The sequence below is a fragment of the Bacteroidota bacterium genome, from assembly GCA_005882315.1.
In the GTDB taxonomy this organism is placed as follows: domain Bacteria; phylum Bacteroidota; class Bacteroidia; order Chitinophagales; family Chitinophagaceae; genus VBAR01.
Genome location: VBAR01000001.1, coordinates 125,774 through 143,657, shown reverse-complemented (window position 1 = coordinate 143,657; position 17,884 = coordinate 125,774). Strand labels below are relative to the sequence as shown.

Annotated in this window: 8 protein-coding genes; 3 read left to right on the top strand and 5 right to left on the bottom strand. The window is 39.5% G+C overall.

Annotation, left to right across the window (positions count from 1 at the left end; translation table 11 throughout):
* Positions 1-54 precede the first annotated feature (54 nt).
* The gene (locus tag E6H07_00565) at positions 55-777 is read right to left on the bottom strand and encodes an oxidoreductase (GenBank protein TMI64444.1); all 723 of its coding nucleotides are present in this window, start codon (positions 775-777) and stop codon (positions 55-57) included.
* A 255-nt stretch (positions 778-1,032) separates the two neighbouring features.
* Between E6H07_00565 and E6H07_00560 the strand changes: the two genes are divergently transcribed.
* The 3 genes from E6H07_00560 to E6H07_00550 all read left to right on the top strand — a co-directional run bounded on the left by E6H07_00560 (position 1,033) and on the right by E6H07_00550 (position 12,688).
* Positions 1,033-3,657, top strand: a complete 2,625-nt coding sequence (locus E6H07_00560; protein ID TMI64443.1) for a T9SS type A sorting domain-containing protein — start codon at positions 1,033-1,035, stop codon at positions 3,655-3,657.
* Between the two features lie 132 nt (positions 3,658-3,789).
* Positions 3,790-7,236 (top strand): transcription-repair coupling factor, encoded by a 3,447-nt coding sequence (gene mfd / locus E6H07_00555; GenBank protein TMI64442.1) that lies wholly within the window; start codon positions 3,790-3,792, stop codon positions 7,234-7,236.
* An 88-nt stretch (positions 7,237-7,324) separates the two neighbouring features.
* The gene (locus E6H07_00550) at positions 7,325-12,688 is read left to right on the top strand and encodes a T9SS type A sorting domain-containing protein (GenBank protein ID TMI64441.1); all 5,364 of its coding nucleotides are present in this window, start codon (positions 7,325-7,327) and stop codon (positions 12,686-12,688) included.
* 58 nt (positions 12,689-12,746) lie between these two features.
* On the opposite strand, the gene E6H07_00545 is transcribed toward E6H07_00550, so the two are convergent.
* From E6H07_00545 to lpxD, 4 genes are all read right to left on the bottom strand, one after another.
* The gene (locus E6H07_00545) at positions 12,747-12,953 is read right to left on the bottom strand and encodes a hypothetical protein (protein ID TMI64440.1); all 207 of its coding nucleotides are present in this window, start codon (positions 12,951-12,953) and stop codon (positions 12,747-12,749) included.
* 135 nt (positions 12,954-13,088) lie between these two features.
* The gene (gene gyrB / locus E6H07_00540; GenBank protein TMI64439.1) at positions 13,089-15,068 is read right to left on the bottom strand and encodes a DNA topoisomerase (ATP-hydrolyzing) subunit B; all 1,980 of its coding nucleotides are present in this window, start codon (positions 15,066-15,068) and stop codon (positions 13,089-13,091) included.
* 269 nt (positions 15,069-15,337) lie between these two features.
* Positions 15,338-16,741: a bifunctional UDP-3-O-[3-hydroxymyristoyl] N-acetylglucosamine deacetylase/3-hydroxyacyl-ACP dehydratase gene (locus tag E6H07_00535; GenBank protein ID TMI64438.1), complete on the bottom strand. Its 1,404-nt coding sequence runs from the start codon at positions 16,739-16,741 to the stop codon at positions 15,338-15,340.
* Positions 16,742-16,796: 55 nt separating this feature from the next.
* Positions 16,797-17,840 (bottom strand): UDP-3-O-(3-hydroxymyristoyl)glucosamine N-acyltransferase, encoded by a 1,044-nt coding sequence (gene lpxD / locus E6H07_00530; GenBank protein TMI64437.1) that lies wholly within the window; start codon positions 17,838-17,840, stop codon positions 16,797-16,799.
* Positions 17,841-17,884: the final 44 nt, after the last annotated feature.

Sequence of the window (17,884 nt, the reverse complement as noted above, 5' to 3'; positions counted from 1 at the left end):
CATGACGAGTATCATTTACTCACATGTAAATACTCAAATAAAAATTTGGAGTGTTTAGCCGTAGAGTTCCTGGTGGATTAATTTTTTATCGTATCCCATTGCAGTGATTCTTTGCTTCGCTTCATCAATCATGTTTTTCCATCCGCATAAAAAGAAATTGGCAGGCTGGTGTCCAGCGCATAGTTCTTCATAGACAGGGTGTACATAACCTTTTTTGCCATCCCAATCTTCTCTTGAGAGTATTGGTATATAATGAAAGCCGGGAAGATCTTTTTGTAGTTGAGAGAGTTCATCAAAATAAAGCAGGTCAGGTTTGGTTCGGGTGCCAAATAACAGGTAAATATTTTTATGCGGCACATTATGAAGCTTTATATAGTGAGCCATACTCCGGAAAGGAGCAATGCCGGTACCTGTACAAATCAGGAACAGATCTTTATCCAGGTTATGTTCTTTTAATGTAAAGACACCCAGTGCCCCCCGGAAAATGATCTCGCTGCCGACACTCACTTGATTGAATAAATAATTTGTGCCTGCACCATCTTGCAACAATACAATTACCAGTTCATATACATTCGAACCATCCGGCCAGCTGGCAATGGAATAGCTTCTCCAACGTTTATTTACTTTTTCATGGATTGGGAGATCAAGAGTTACAAACTGACCGGGAATAAAATCAAAATTTGTTGTTTCAGTTGCTTCGATCCAGAACCGTCTGGTAGATTCTGTTTCATTTTCAATCCTGATTACTTTTCCTTTTTGCCAGGGTAATAGAGCCATCGTTGGTTTTATTAAATATAAAAATAGCTGAAACTAAAGAGTCGTTTTTTCGGGAACAGGAAATAAAAAGCGGCTTTCCTTATTTAAGGGATACCGCTTTTTAGCCTTACGGCAAGCAATCGATAGGTAAATGTATAATTTTTTCATAAACCATAGCTAAGCAGCCTAATTAATTCTACAAATCAGATAGGTGGAAGGCTTATTTTTAGCCCGGAACATCGAACTTTGCCCCCTTATTTATAACTCCTAAATTAAATGATCCGAATAATGAAAAGGTTTGTGAATTACATTGCTGCTGCTGTTTGTGTTGTTTTATTTTTTTCATGTACTGGAAAACAAGATCCATCCATACCCGAAGAAGATGAAATGGATGATGTAGAGCTGGCTATACAACAAGAGCTAAGAATGACCCGTGACCCGCATACCAATACTGTTCCATCAGAACGTCTTATAGCCGCAAAGAATTATATGAATAGCCTCCAGGCAAGGGTTACAAATATTACTGCGCTTACCTGGCAGGAACGTGGACCGAATAATGTTGGTGGACGTACCCGTGCTATTATGATCGACAGAAGGGATGCAACGGGTAACACGGTGTTTGCCGGATCGGTAAGTGGTGGTTTATTTAAAACCACCAATTTCACAAGTGCTTCTGCAACATGGGCACCTGTAAATGATTTTATTTCCAACCTTGCTATTACTTGTCTTCTCCAGGATAGAAATAATGCAAACATTATGTATGCAGGAACAGGTGAGGGTTGGTTTAATATTGATGCCGTAAAAGGAAGTGGTATTTTAAAAAGCACTGATGGCGGTGTTACATGGACTGCTTTGCCTTCTACAATCATCACAACACCTACTGAATTAACTTTTGAATATGTACAGGACCTTGCACAGGATAATAATGGAAACATTTATGCTTCGCTCAGAAATATTATTGGAATATCAAGAGGAGTGCAAAGATCAACAGATGGTGGTACTACATGGACGCAAGTATTGGGGGCTCCATTGCCGGGTTTTGTAACAGGTCGTGCCAGCGATTTAGAAATTGCCAGCAATGGAGATGTGTATGCCTGCCTCGGAATTTTTGGCCGGAGTATGGTTTGGAAATCATCTGCAACCAACGGCGCTAATACAGGTGCATTGGGTGCCTGGGTAGAAATTACTCCTGTAAGGACAACTATAACACAAAGAGTTGAACTGGCAATTGCTCCAACTAATCCGCAGAAATTATATTTATTGATGCAGGACAGCGCAAATGACACCCAAGTAGGGGCTATTTATCGTTCTGTAAATGGAGGAACATCATGGGATTCATTAGGTGCACCTGCTGAATTAAATAATGGTGTCAATTCACAGGCTTGGTATAACCTGATAGCTGCTGTCGATCCGAATAATGAAAATATTTTAATTGTCGGAGGACTAAACCTTGCAAGATCAACTGATGGTGGGAATACATGGGGTGCTTATGGCATTGGCTCTTATCATGTGGATCAACATGCACTTGTTTTCAATGGAAGTACAAAATTGATTGTTGGTAATGATGGGGGTATATACATGGCAGATAATGCAAACACATTTACTCCATCATTTACTACAAAAAACGATGGATTTAACTGTACGCAATATTATGGGGTGGATTTACATCCAACTAATCCCAATTATTTTTTAGCAGGTGCACAGGATAACGGCACACAGAAATTTACATCAACCGGAATAAATACAACGACTACTGTTACTGGTGGAGATGGCGGTTGGCCGCATATAGATCAGACAGATGGCCAGTTACAGATAACTGCCAATACAGGCAACCGATATAACTTTTCTACTAATGGTGGCGCAAGTTTCACTTTTGCAAGTGCTGTTTTTAATACAAGAGGCCAGTTTATCAATCCAACAGATTTTGATGACCAATCCGATATTTTATATTGTGGCGATGATGCAGGACAATATTTTTTCATTCGCAACTGGACAACTACACCGGTTGGAACAATTGTACCGTTTGCTGGTTTTGGCGGACGAGAAGTAACATTTATAAAAGTTGACCCCGCGGGAGGCAATAATATTTGGGTCGGCTTATCTCCGGTAAATGCTACTTCATTACCAGTGGTAATGAAGTTATCTAATGCAAATACAATTCTCCCGACCATTTCAAATATTGGTACTATTGGAACTACGGTAACCACTGATCCAAATTTTACAGCCGGCGGAGCATTATCATCTTTAGATATTGATCCTTCAAACTCCAATCATATTATTGCCACGTTGGCAAATTATGGCGCCAGGAGTATATGGGAAAGTACAGATGGCGGCTCTACTTTCAGCAGCATTGAGGGCAATCTACCCGATATGCCGGTATGGTGGTGTATGTTTCCTCCTGCCGGGACACAACTAAATGGTGCAACAGGCGGTAATGGCGGAATTTTACTTGGAACAGAACTCGGTGTTTGGACCACATCACAAATAAATGGCGCTGCTACGCAATGGATGCCTAATAATGCTGGTCTTGCAAATGTGAGGACCTATATGCTTAAATACCGCAACAGTGATAAAACATTGGTTGCAGCAACACATGGCCGTGGCCTGTTTACGACTACATTGACTGTAATAAATGTTACAGGTGTGCCCAATGTTCCTAATACAAAAGATTTTATCAAATATGTTTCTGCTGATAATAACCAGTTGCAGGTTGTTGTTGGAAACCTTACTACAAAAAATATAACACTTGAATTATTTGATATGAAAGGGAGGCTGATGATGCAACGCAGGCAAGCCTATGCAAATACACAGCTTGACGTAAGCAGGTATACAAGCGGTTCATATATATTAAAGATATGGGGAGATAAGAATGAACGGTTTGTAAAACAGGTGATCAAGTAATCAGTCTGCAGTTCGCAAGCAGCAGCCGGAATATTCATTATCTTCCAACTTTTTCATTGATATGGTCTTCAAATTGCAGACCAGAGATTGCTGACTGTCGATTGCCGACTGATACTTATCTTTGTTGCCTTCATGAGTGTTCAGGATTTGCTGGAGAACTATATTCATTCCCCCCGCCTTTTTCAGATTGCGGACAGGATCTCTTTTTCCCAACCTCAAAAAATACAACTTGAAAATCTGCATGGCAGTGCTTCGCAGTTTGTAGTAGCAGCTACTTTTTTAAATCCTATTTGTGCGCAGCTTAATCATCTTGTTATTTGTAATGATGCGGAAGAAGCAGCTTATTTTCATAATACACTGGAGAACCTGACGAATGCATTAGATCTGTTTTATTTTCCATCTTCTTTTAAAAACAGGAAAAACTTTCGATTGCTGAACTCATCGCATGTAATGTTGCGTACTGAGGCATTGACAAAAATTGCAACAGGAACCAATAAAAAAATATTGATCACTTACCCGGAAGCATTACATGAAAAAGTAGTTGTGCCGGGGAAACTTTCAGCCAATATTATTTATATCAAGGCAGGTGATGTGCTGAATGTGGATCAGTTGCTGCTGAAGCTGGGCGATCTTGGTTTTGAAAGAACCGATTTTGTTTATGAACCAGGGCAGTTTGCCATTCGCGGTGGCATACTCGATATTTATTCATTCGGCAATGATAAACCCTATCGTATTGAATTATTCGGTAATGATGTAGATTCTATCCGCATCATTGATCCGGAATCGCAGCTGAGTGAAAGAAAACTATTACAGCTTAGCATCATTCCTAATGTTGATACCCAATTTGAAAACGCTGACAGGGTTTCACTACTTGATTTTTTACCGGAGAACACGGTTGTTTGGATGCAAGATTATGAAGTTTGTAAAGAATGGTTGTTGGATTGTGAGGAAGATCTTCAATTGGCATTCAGTAGTTGGCAATCATCAGTCAGCAATTTAGCAGCTGAAGTTTCAACAAAAGCAACTCGTCAGATAGCAGATATTGATGACAAGCTGATGAAAAAAGAAATAAACCCGGATGAATTTATTAATGTAAAAGAGTTCGAAAAAAATATTGAAAGCAGGCATATAATTGGTTTTGGACATTCACCACTCGCAACTCATCATTCTCCACTTGCAATAGTATTCTCTACTAAAGACCAACCTGCATTCAACCGCCAGTTTGATTTCCTGATTCGTGATTTAAAAAATTGGGAGAGCAAAGGGTTTCAGTTATTCATTTTTGCTGAAAATCCAAAGCAACTGGAAAGATTGCATTCTATTTTCACTGATCTGAAAGCAGAAATAAAATTTAACCCTATTGCAAGTTCAATTCACGAAGGGTTTATTGATGAAGATTTAAAAATCATCTGCTATACCGACCACCAGATCTTTCAACGCTATCATAAATACAAAGTAAAACAGGCCTACAATAAAAATAAGGCGATCACTTTAAGAACACTTCGTGAATTACAACCAGGAGATTTTGTTACACATATTGATCATGGTGTAGGAGTGTACAGTGGCTTACAGAAAATAGAAGCGAATGGAAGATTGCAGGAAGCAGTAAGATTGATCTATAAAGACAAGGATATTTTATATGTCAATATCAATTCGCTTCATAAAATTGCCAAGTTCACCGGCAAGGATGGAACCGTTCCGAAAATAAATAAACTAGGCAGTGATGTTTGGGGGAGGCTGAAAGAAAAAACAAAAGCTAAGGTTAAAGAAATTGCTTTTGATCTGATCAAGCTATATGCAAAACGAAAAGCACAGCAGGGTTTTCCTCATACTCCTGATAATTATATGCAGACCGAGTTGGAAGCATCATTTATTTATGAAGATACTCCGGACCAGGGCAAAGCTTCTGCTGATGTAAAAAAAGATATGGAATCATCATCACCAATGGACAGGTTGGTATGTGGTGATGTGGGTTTTGGTAAAACAGAAATAGCTATCCGTGCCGCATTTAAAACTTGTTTGGATGGAAAACAGGCTGCTGTGTTAGTGCCTACAACTATTCTTGCTTTTCAGCATTTTAAAACTTTCGGCGAACGGTTAAAAGATTTCCCGGTCACGGTTGATTATATAAACCGTTTCAAGTCTGCTAAAGAAAAAAAGGAGACAATGAAAAAACTGGAGGAAGGAAAGATCGATATAATCATTGGTACACATGCTTTGTTGGGAAAAGAAGTGAAGTATAAAGATCTTGGTTTACTCGTTATCGACGAAGAACAAAAATTTGGTGTAGGTCATAAGGAAAAAATTAAAACATTAAAGACTACAGTGGATTGTTTAACACTGACAGCAACGCCAATTCCAAGAACATTGCAGTTTTCATTGATGGGAGCAAGAGATCTGAGTATAATCAATACACCACCGCCCAACAGGCAACCCATACAAACAGAGGTGCAGGTTTACAATGAAGATGTGATACGTGAGGCTATCTACTATGAAACAGAAAGGGGAGGCCAGGTATTTTTTATTTACAATCGCATAGCAGGTCTTGCTGAAATGTGTGCAATCATCCAGGCTTTATGTCCCGATCTGAGTATCGGATATGCTCATGGCCAAATGGAAGGGCATGAATTGGAAAAACATATTTTGGATTTTATAGAAAGAAAATATGATGTGCTTGTTTGTACCAATATTGTTGAAAGTGGTGTTGATATTCCGAATGTGAATACGATCATCGTAAACAATTCACACCAATTCGGCTTAAGCGATCTGCACCAGTTGCGAGGCCGTGTAGGCAGAAGTAATAAAAAAGCATTTTGTTATTTGCTGGCACCACCGATGAGCACATTGCCGGATGATTCAAGAAAAAGATTGCAGACATTGGAGCAGCACAGTGAGTTGGGTAGTGGTTTCCAGATCGCAATGCGTGACCTCGATATACGTGGTGCCGGAAATTTATTAGGTGGCGAACAAAGCGGCTTTATGGCTGATATCGGTTTTGAAATGTACCAGAAAATTCTGGACGAAGCGATACGAGAACTGAAGCGAAGTGATTTTAAAGAATTATTTAAAGAAGAAATAAGCAAACAGGATGATTTTGTGCAGGATTGTACAATTGATACAGACCTGGAAATTTTGATACCAGATGATTATGTAGAAAATATTACAGAACGTTTATCCCTTTACACAAGACTCGATAATTGCGAGACTGATAATGAACTCGATCTCATGAAACAGGAATTGCTGGATCGCTTTGGCCCGGTACCTAAACCTGTAGATGATCTTTTTATAACAGTGCAATGCAGAAGAGCTGCCGTAAGTCTTGGTTTTGAAAAAATGAGTTTGAAAGAAGAAACATTGCGCTGCTTTTTTATCAACCGTCCTGATTCGCCTTATTTTGAATCGGGAACTTTTCAGAAAATACTTTCTTTTCTGCAGGTTGGGACTAATAAAGCAAAACTGAAACAAACCGGCCGCTTGTTTTTGTTGGTAGTGGAAAACATTAAAGGGATGGGTGATATGCACCGCTTTTTGAAACAAATGAATGAGTTTGTGATCGAAAAAACAGGCGTAACTGCGTAAATTTCCTGAGTAGCCTCGTTAAAATCTGTGGAAACTACTAAGGAACTAACAGGGCTTTATTTTACCTTTATTCATCATTCTTGTGTCTATGAAATCCAAGCCATTATCCTTACTAGCTGCCTTACTCTGCCTGTTTTTTTCTGTTTTCGGACAGGATGAAAAACAGTACCAGTTAAAATTGCAAAGTGGAGCCCAAATTCCACAGCAAAATATTTTAGCCCAAAATATTCTTGAGTTCAACAACAACGTAAAACGTGTAAACGGAAAAGCTTTTGTTGTTCTCCAGTTTGAAAAAATACCTACCGATACTGATAAAAAATATTTAGCTCAAAGAGGGATTCAACTGCATGATTATATCTCTGCAAACGCTTATACTGCTACCATTACAAATACGATTGATGCTTTTAGTTTACTAAATGTAAAAGCAAGGGCCATCTTTGAAATGAAACCTGCAGATAAAATGCAGTATGCTCTTGCAAAAAATAGTATTCCTTCATGGGCAGTAAAAGTTCAGGGCACAGTTGATCTATGGATAAGTTTTCCTTCTTCTTTTTCTTTTGAGGAAATACGAGATCAATTAGCAGCAAGAAATTTCGATCTGCAATCGATGCGGTTTAAAGATTATCGCATACTTGAATTAAGGATTTCAACAGAACGTATTAATGAATTAGCATCTCTTCCATTTGNNCAGGAAGACCAGCTATTGAATAACAGGAGTCGTAACGGATCAAGAGCAAATATTGCAAATGCATCATCGGCAGTGGGCGGAAGAAATTTACATGGCGAAGGAATCGTGATCGGGATCGGGGATAATGCAGATGCCCAGAACCATGTTGATTTTACAGGAAGAGTCATCAGTCGCTTTGGAATCAGCAGCGGACAGCATGGGATACACGTAGCGGGTACTGCAGGTGGTGCAGGAATATTGACTGATACATTGGCTGGGTATGCACCTAAATCTACATTGGTCATACAGGCCGTTAATCATATACTTGATAATGCACCGACTTATGTACAGGATTACGGAATGGTGCTTACTAATAATTCTTATGGAGCAATAGTAGGCCAATGTGATTATAATGGAGTGTATGATCTGTATTCAAGAGTCGTTGACCAGCAGATGTTAGATTTTCCTAACCTTACACATGTTTTTGCAGCAGGTAATAGCGGTGCATCTACATGTCCACCTTATGCACCAGGATTTAAAACTGTGCTGGGCAGTTATCAGTCAACAAAAAATGCATTGATAGTTGGTAATGTAACCAGCGCAGGTATTGTGGCTCCCGGATCAAGTCGAGGGCCGGTAATTGACGGGAGAATAAAACCAGAGATAATGGTACAGGGATCAGCGGTAATCTCTGCTGGCTTTGGAAGCTACTGGAGTAATAACGGAACCAGTATGGCATCACCGGGTGCGACAGGTGGATTGGCCTTGTTATACCAACGATACCGGCAACTGAACAGCGGGGCAAACCCTAGAAATGTATTGATGAAAAACATTATTTGTAATTCAGCAATGGATCGTGGTAATGATGGTCCTGATTTTACTTATGGATTTGGTTGGATGAATGTTGCAAGAGCATTGGAGATAATGGAAAATAACAGGTATTTAAATGCGACAATTGCTAATAGTGCAACAAATAACCATATCATATCCATTCCTTCAAATACAGCGCAGGTAAAATTTATGCTGAATTGGAATGACCCCGCAGCATCTGCGGTTTCTAATATAGCACTTGTAAATGACCTTGATCTGGAAGTAGTGAACCCTTCCGGTACAATTATACTTCCAAGGATTTTAGATACAACTGTTGCCAATGTAAATAATGTAGCAGGCAATGGTGCGGATCATATCAATAACATTGAACAGGTAACAATAAATAATCCGGCTGCAGGTAATTATACAGTTCGTATAAAAGGAACAGCGATCACACAAAATCCAACGCAAGAATATTTTGTAAGCTGGGATATTATTCCTGTTTCTACTAAGATCACTTTTCCTATTGGTGAAGAAAGCTTCAAGCCTGGTCAGGGAATAACTATTCAATGGGAAAATTATGGTTCTAATTCCACTTTTACTTTACAATACTCGACTGACAACGGTGCAAGCTGGAGTAATATTGATGTAAATGTCCCAGCAGCCTCTTTTCAATATGACTGGTTAGCTCCATCAATAACATCAGATTTGATAAGAGTAAGAATTATTAATAACACAACCAATGCTATCAGCAGCAGTGCTTCATTTTATTTAATGGATGTACCTGTCGTATCCCTGGCGGCTGTTCAATGCGAAGATTATATTTCTATGGACTGGACGGCCGTACCTGGTGCAACAGATTATGAAGTGATGCGGTTGATCGGTGATGATATGGTTTCTGTAGCCCTCGTTCCGAACTCATCAACCAATTATGCTTTTACAGGTTTGTCAAAAGATTCTGTGTATTGGGTAAGCGTAAGACCTCGCCTGAATGGAAAACCGGGAAGAAGAGCAACGGCTATTTCAAGGCAACCTAACAATGGTACCTGTGTAGGTTTTATTTCTGAAAGTGATATTAAAGTAGATGCTATTGTTTTGCCAGCATCTTCAGGCCGAGTGTTTACTTCTACAGAACTGACAAGTACAGTCCCCGTTACTATCCGAATAAAGAATCTTGATGATGTAACAAGAAGCGGAACGGTTACTGTAACTTATACACTAAATTCAGGCACACCAGTTACAGAATCCTTCAGCGGCATATTTGCACCGGGAGCCACTTACGATCATACATTTAGTTCTACGATCAATCTTTCTACTCCGGGCACTTATACATTAAATGTTACAGCTTCTGTTTTAGGAGATATGAACCTTTCGAATAACAGCGTTACAAAAGTTTTTAAACAACTCAATAATTTACCAGTTACATTAACCCCATCTTTTTTAGATAATCTTGAATCAACAACATCTCAGTCGGTTCAAACAAATCAAATGGGACTGACGGGTTCAGACCGGTATGATTATTCAAATACAAATGCATTGGGAAGATTAAGGACTTTCATAAACTCAGGAATTGCTTATTCAGGTAACCGTGCTATTTCATTGGATGTTAGTAACACAGCAAGTGGTGGAAATTCCAATTTTCTTGATGGGACATTTAATCTTGCCGCATATACTGTTGCATCGGATGAAGTGAGGCTGGATTTTCGTTATAAGCATCATGGACAGGAAAGTAATGCAAACAATAAAGTCTGGGTTCGGGGTAATGATACACAACCCTGGGTACAAGTATATGATCTGTTCAGCAACCAGGGGAACATTGGTAATTATAAAAAAACCAATAGTATAGAAATTTCTGATTTATTGAATAACAATGGTCAGAATTTCAGCAGTAGCTTCCAGGTACGTTGGGGACAGTGGGGACAGCAGCAGGCAGCTGATAATAAAAGCGGTGCTGGTTACACGATTGATGATATACAAGTTTATAAAGTGACAGATGATATGCAAATGGTAAGTATTGATTCACCATTTGTGAGTAGTTGCGGATTAAGTGCTGCTACAACGGTAAAAATTACTGTGAAGAATAGCATGAGTAGCGTAAAAAATAATATACCGGTGAAAATGCGGATTGACGGAGGCGCTGTTATCTCAGAAACTATTTCATCTGTTGCAGCGAATTCAAATTTGCAATACAGGTTTACGGCAACAGCCAACCTTAGTGCTTTTGGTAACCATATAATACAAGTATGGGTTGATTATCCAACAGATAGTTATAGAGAGAATGATACACTATCAGCAACTATCATAAACAGTCCGCTTGTTTCCAGTTTTCCTTATCTAGAAAATTTTGAAACCAATAATGGTAAGTGGTATCCTGGTGGAATTAAAAGCAGTTGGGAATATGGTACACCCGCAGCTTACCGCATTAAAGGTGCTGCGAGTGGAAGCAAAGCATGGAAAACAAGATTGAACGGAACTTATAATGATAATGAGAAATCTTATCTCTATTCCCCTTGTTTCAATATTGGTGGATTAACAAGTCCAACGCTGAGCTTCAGTACAGCAATTGATATTGAAGATTGCGGGGCTGCAGGTTTATGCGATGCAGCTTATGTTGAATATTCAACTGATGGAACTAACTGGATAAAACTAGGTGTAACTGGCCAGGGTTATAACTGGTACAACCGTAATTATGGCGGCAATCATGTTTGGAGTACACAGAATTACACCCGCTGGCATGTAGCTACTATCCCGTTGCCGACCGGGCAATCACAAATACGGTTACGTTTTGCTATGCAGTCTGACGATTTGGTAAACCGTGATGGCATTGCTGTCGATGATATTCATATTTATGATAACCCATTTGGCATCTATGATGGAATAACGATGGCTTCGCCGGTGCCCCAAACAATTAATGGAGGTAATAGCTGGGTTAATTTCTTAGCATCCGGAAAACTCGTCGCATCTATTCATCCGAATAATCAGAATATGGGTGTTACTAATGTGCAGGCCTATATCAATACAGGTACTGATCGTTCAACCAATGGTCAATATTATCATGATAGGAGTATCACGATCAATCCTGCAACGAAATCATTAAGTGATTCCGCTACAGTTCGCTTTTATTTTTTAGATAAAGAAACTGACTCACTCATTTTTGCTACAGGCTGTACTGTTTGTACAAAGCCAACACAGTTTACACAGTTAGGTGTTACGAAATACAGTGATTCGACAAATACGACTGAGAATGGGTTGCTGACAGATAACGGGCCCGGAAGCTGGTATTATTATGCTGCGAATCGTGTTACAAAAGTTCCTTTTGATAAAGGCTATTATGCAGAATTTAAAGTAAAGGACTTTTCCGAATTCTGGCTGAATGATGGCGGTCTTGATAAAGCACATGCATTCCCGGTTGAACTGCTAAACTTTACTGCAATAAAACTGGGAGATAATAATGCACAATTAGATTGGCGTACTGCATTTGAATTCGGTATCAGCAGAACCGAAATAGAAGTAGCAAAGGGAAGCAACGATCTGCAAACCGGAAATTTTGTAACTATTGGAACGGTAAACAGTGCAGGTAATTCGTCACTGCCACAGAATTATACATTTATTGATAATGAAGCTAACAAGAGTGGCGTTCGTTACTATCGGTTAAAAATAATTCATAACGAAGGTGTATATAGTTATTCATCGGTTAAGCCAGTTGTATTTGAGAATACATTGATAGGAATTATTCATCCCAATCCATCCAATGGAAATTTCCTCCTGGCATTCCAGGCAGCAGCTGGAGAAAAAATACAGGCGAAGATCTATAATGCAGCGGGGCAAGAGATAAAAAATATGGAAACCATTGCGATCGGAGATGTGCAGAAGTTCATTATAGATATAAGTGATGGAAAATATCCTGCAGGCGTATATATGATTCGTGTAAGCCTGGGATCGATCGTTAAATCGTTCAAGGCAGTAAAACAATAAAACAAAACGGTGAGAGTTTATTAACCCTCACCGTTTTGCAATTTGCTACAATAATATTTTATTCCCAACCCTTCTTTGCAATACCGGCTTCAATAGCAGCCAGTGCCTTTGCCTCATTTACAAGGGTTGTCAGTTTGTTGCCTTTACCATCATTGCCCTGCACCATATAAGCGCCTTTGGCAGTTTTTGTAACTACTGCATCCAGGATGGGCACTCCTTTTTCTTTCGTTTTTACATTGTACGCTGTCAGTTGAACATCACTCATGATTAATAGTTTTAGAGTTAGGAATGGCTGAAATTACCGAAATATGCCCCTGCGGGTCAGAAAACTTCCTAACAATTCTGGAAAAATAAAAAACCAGTCTAATAGACTGGTTTGCAGAAATCAGTGTCAATATTTTTAAACATCCAGTTTCGCATATTTTGCATGGGTTTCTATGAATTCCCTTCTTGGGGCTACTTCATCGCCCATCAGCATACTAAAAACACGGTCAGCTTCAGCTGCGCTTTCAATTGTTACGAGCTTCAATGTTCTTGTATCAGGATTCATTGTTGTATCCCATAATTGGTTTGAATTCATTTCACCCAAACCTTTATAGCGTTGAACATTCACAGTATCTTCTTTACCGTTGGCAAATTTTTCAATATAGCCTTTGCGTTGTTCCTCGTTCCATGCATAAGCCTGTTCTTTTCCTTTCTTCACCAAATACAATGGTGGTTGAGCGATATATACATAACCCTGCTCGACGAGTTCTTTCATATAACGGTAAATAAAAGTAAGGATCAAAGTTGCGATATGGCTTCCGTCCACATCGGCATCGGTCATGATGATAAGTTTGTGATAACGAAGCTTGTTTATGTTTAATGCTTTAGGATCTTCCGCAGTACCAACTGTAACACCCAAAGCTGTATACATGTTTCTTATCTCTTCGTTTTCGTAGATCTTATGCTCCATTGCTTTCTCTACATTCAGAATTTTACCACGCAAGGGAAGAATAGCCTGGTAACTTCTGTCACGGCCTTGTTTGGCTGTTCCACCGGCACTATCACCCTCAACTAAAAACAACTCACAACGCTCCGGGTCACGGTCGCTGCAGTCAGCCAATTTACCCGGCAAGCCACCACCTGTCAATACAGATTTCCGTTGTACGAGTTCTCTTGCTTTGCGTGCAGCTGCTCTTGCCTGTGCAGCCAATATCACTTTGTTGATGATGTTCTTTGCGTCTCTTGGATTTTCTTCGAGGTATGCTTCAATCACTCTTGATACAGTTGAATCAACCACACCACTTACCTCACTGTTACCGAGTTTTGTTTTTGTTTGCCCTTCAAATTGCGGCTCAGGAACTTTTACAGAAATGATAGCACTTAATCCCTCACGGAAATCATCCCCTTCAATTTCAACTTTGGCTTTTTCAAACAAACCGTTTTTATCACCATATGATTTAAATACTCTTGTTAATGCCCTGCGGAAACCGGCCACATGGGTACCGCCTTCAATAGTGTTAATGTTATTTACATACGAATAAATATGTTCACTGTAAGAATCATTATAGTTCAGTGCAACTTCTACCATTACATTCGTGGTAGCATCATGTCCTTCTACAAACAATACTTTTGGAATTAATGTATTGCGTCCGGCATTTTTATCCAGCATTTCCACGAACTCAACGATACCGCCTTCACTGTAAAATGTTTTGCTCCAGGTTGTATCATCATCATTTTTTTCCCGCTTATCATTCAGTTTTATTTTAACTCCTTTATTTAAGTAAGAAAGTTCACGGAGGCGGCCTTCCAGTATTTCTTTTTTATAAACCATGACTGTGAAAATGGAATTGTCAGGCCAGAAATGAACGGATGTACCTGTCAAACTGCTTTTGCCGATCTCACGAACAGGATATTGCGGAACACCGATATGATACTCCTGTTCATATATTTTTCCATCGCGGTGAACGGTTACCTGCAGCTTGCTGCTTAATGCATTTACACAACTTACACCCACACCATGCAAACCACCGGATACTTTATAAGAACCTTTATCAAATTTTCCACCGGCATGCAATACCGTCATTACTACTTCCAATGCACTACGTTTTTCTTTTGTATGCATAGCTGTTGGAATACCACGACCATCATCTGCAACAGAGATAGAATTATCCTCGTGAATAGTAACGGTTATGTTTTTACAGTAGCCAGCTAATGCTTCATCAATTGAGTTATCAACTACTTCATACACGAGATGATGTAATCCTTTTTCGCTGATATCACCGATGTACATGGCGGGACGTTTACGAACCGCTTCAAGGCCTTCCAAAACCTGGATACTATCGGCGCCATAAGATGCCGGTTGGGGAGCTATTTTTTCTACATTTTCTGTGCTCATAAATAACCTTAAAAATTGTGATTTTCCGAATGAAAAATGAGGTATGCGAATGTACGGAAAGAGCTGCTCAAATGTGGGTTTAAAGCTCTCTATTTTTGTTATTTTTTTGCACTGAAGTGGATAAGGAAATGTGATAAAAGATGGTTGATTTCAGGCCTAAAAAATGGTCGTAAAAAGCACATTTTTTGGGGTTGCTGAACAGAATTTCGAAACGATGAATGGAGCGTCTCAACAGGTGTTCAATAGTGCAATTCAGCTTAGTCAAGAAGTTATTTCTTTACTATCTGCGCTACCATATCAGCTTCTGTACATACTTTATTGCCGACATATACAGTGCCACGCATTTCGCAGATACCGCGGCGGATTGGCGCCATCAGTTCCATTTTCAGGATCATGGTATCACCCGGCACAACTTTCTGCTTGAATTTGCAATTGTCTATTTTGAGGAAATAGGTATCATATGAACCATCACCGGAAAGATTGATGGCGAGAATGCCTCCTGTTTGAGCTAAGGCTTCTATCTGTAGCACACCGGGCATTACAGGGTTATTGGGGAAATGGCCGGCAAAGAACCATTCATTAAATGTTACATTCTTTATTCCTACGATTTTTGAATCGCTTAATTCAATGATCTTATCAACCAGCATAAAAGGATAACGATGCGGCAGTCTTGCTTCTATCTGCTGCTGATTATAAATCGGTGCCAGAGTAGGATCGTATACCGGTACATCTTTTATATGTTTATTCTTTTTGATATACTGTTTTATCTTTTTTGCGAACTCAACATTAGTACTATGGCCGGGTCGGCTGGCAAGAATTCTTGACTTGATAGCATAGCCGGAGAGTGCAAGGTCCCCAATTACATCCAATAATTTATGGCGTGCCGGTTCATTGGGGAAACGTAGTTCAAGATTATTCAGGTATCCTTCACTCTTTACTTCAATCTTATCCTTCTTGAAAACTTTCTGCAACCGCTCCATTTCTTTTTCATTCACAGGCTTGTCCACCACCACAATTGCATTGTTGATGTCACCACCTTTGATAAGGTTATTATCCAGTAGCATTTCCAGTTCATGTAAAAAACAAAATGTGCGGCAAGGGGCAATTTCATTTTTAAAATCACGAATATGTTTTAGGCCCGCATGTTGTGTACCCAACACAGGACTATTGAAATCGATTAGGGTAGTAACTGAATATTCGGTGGAGGGCAGGGCTGCCATTTCCACTCTTTTCTTTTCATCGTAATGAAAAATATTTTCATCAATGCTGTACCATGCTTTTGCTGCATCCTGTTCTATTACGCCAGCCTGTTCTATTATTTCTACAAAAGGCTGCGAACTGCCGTCCATGATCGGCATTTCGGGTCCATTAATTTCAATAAGGCAATTATCAACTCCCATTCCTACCAATGCAGCTAATACATGTTCTACTGTACTTACTTTGGCGCCATTATATTCAAGCGTAGTACCTCGGCTTACATCGGTTACCAGATCACAATCGGCTTTGATGATGGGTTGATTCGGCAGATCAATTCGCTGAAACTGGAAACCAAAACCGGGGCTGGCAGGTTTCAATGTAAGATCGGCCAGAACACCGGTATGTAAACCTGTGCCGGAAATGCTTGCCTCTGTACCAATCGTATGTTGTTTATCAGGATTGAAATTTGCCGTCATGAATTTTAATTGAAGGTGGGCAAAGATAAACGGAAAGAAACAAAGAAGAAACCTATTATACTTTCTCTGCTAACAGTTGTTTTACAATCGCTTCCAGCTCCTGAATTCGTTTTTCCATCTCCGGCAGGTTACGGGCCATAGCCTGGCTGCGGATCGCTTTATTATAATCATAAGCAGGAGAACCGGTAACAGAACTTCCGGGTTTCAATGATTTACCTAAGCCTGATTGTGCATTGATTTTCGATCCATCGGCGACTGTAAGATGTCCGGCCAAACCAGCCTGTCCGCCAATCATTACACCCTTGCCGATTTTTGTACTGCCGCTAACCCCTGTTTGAGCAGCAATAACGGTGCTGTTACCTACTTCTACATTATGTGCAATCTGTACAAGATTATCAAGCTTGGCTCCGGCTCTGATAATTGTTGAACCCATTGTGGCACGATCAATAGTTGTATTAGCGCCAATCTCAACATTATCTTCTATAACTACATTACCAATTTGCGGCACTTTTATATAATTACTATCAGCTTGTGGTGCAAATCCAAATCCATCACTGCCGATAACAATACCGGCATGAAGGATCACATTATTTCCAATCACACAATCATTATAAATTTTTACTCCTGCATGTATGATTGTATTATTACCAACTTTTACATTGGCACCTAAAAAAACATTCGGGTAAATCTTTGTGTTATCACCCAGCGTTACATTATCGCTGAGATAAGCAAATGCTCCGATAAAAACATTTTTGCCATACGAAGCAGACTTTGAAATATAAATGGGTTCCTGTACACCAACCATCTGTTGTTGAGTTATTTCCTGGTACTTAGTTAAAAGTGCTGCAAAAGCAGAGTAAGCATCTTTTACACGGATAAGTGTTCCCTTCACGGGTTGTTTCAATTCAATGTTATCATTGATGATGATAACAGAGGCGCCGGTGGTATATAAATATTCTTCGTATTTGGGGTTCGCAAAAAAACTAAGCTGTCCAACTGTTGCTTCTTCAATTTTTCCAAAAGATGTAACGGATGCATTGGCATCTCCTTCAATTCTTCCGTTGGTAAGCAGGGCTATTTGTGCTGCGGTAAATGTCATGGTTGTTTAAAGTTTCAGGTTTAATGTTTAAAGTTGCTTCGGAA

Bases quoted from the DNA above. Each gene is read 5' to 3' on its own strand.
- lpxD (TMI64437.1), bottom strand. From the start codon at position 17,840: ATGACATTTACCGCAGCACAAATAGCCCTGCTTACCAACGGAAGAATT.
- E6H07_00565 (TMI64444.1), bottom strand. From the start codon at position 777: ATGGCTCTATTACCCTGGCAAAAAGGAAAAGTAATCAGGATTGAAAAT.
- gyrB (TMI64439.1), bottom strand. From the start codon at position 15,068: ATGAGCACAGAAAATGTAGAAAAAATAGCTCCCCAACCGGCATCTTAT.
- E6H07_00560 (TMI64443.1), top strand. From the start codon at position 1,033: ATGATCCGAATAATGAAAAGGTTTGTGAATTACATTGCTGCTGCTGTT.
- E6H07_00545 (TMI64440.1), bottom strand. From the start codon at position 12,953: ATGAGTGATGTTCAACTGACAGCGTACAATGTAAAAACGAAAGAAAAA.
- E6H07_00535 (TMI64438.1), bottom strand. From the start codon at position 16,741: ATGACGGCAAATTTCAATCCTGATAAACAACATACGATTGGTACAGAG.
- mfd (TMI64442.1), top strand. From the start codon at position 3,790: ATGAGTGTTCAGGATTTGCTGGAGAACTATATTCATTCCCCCCGCCTT.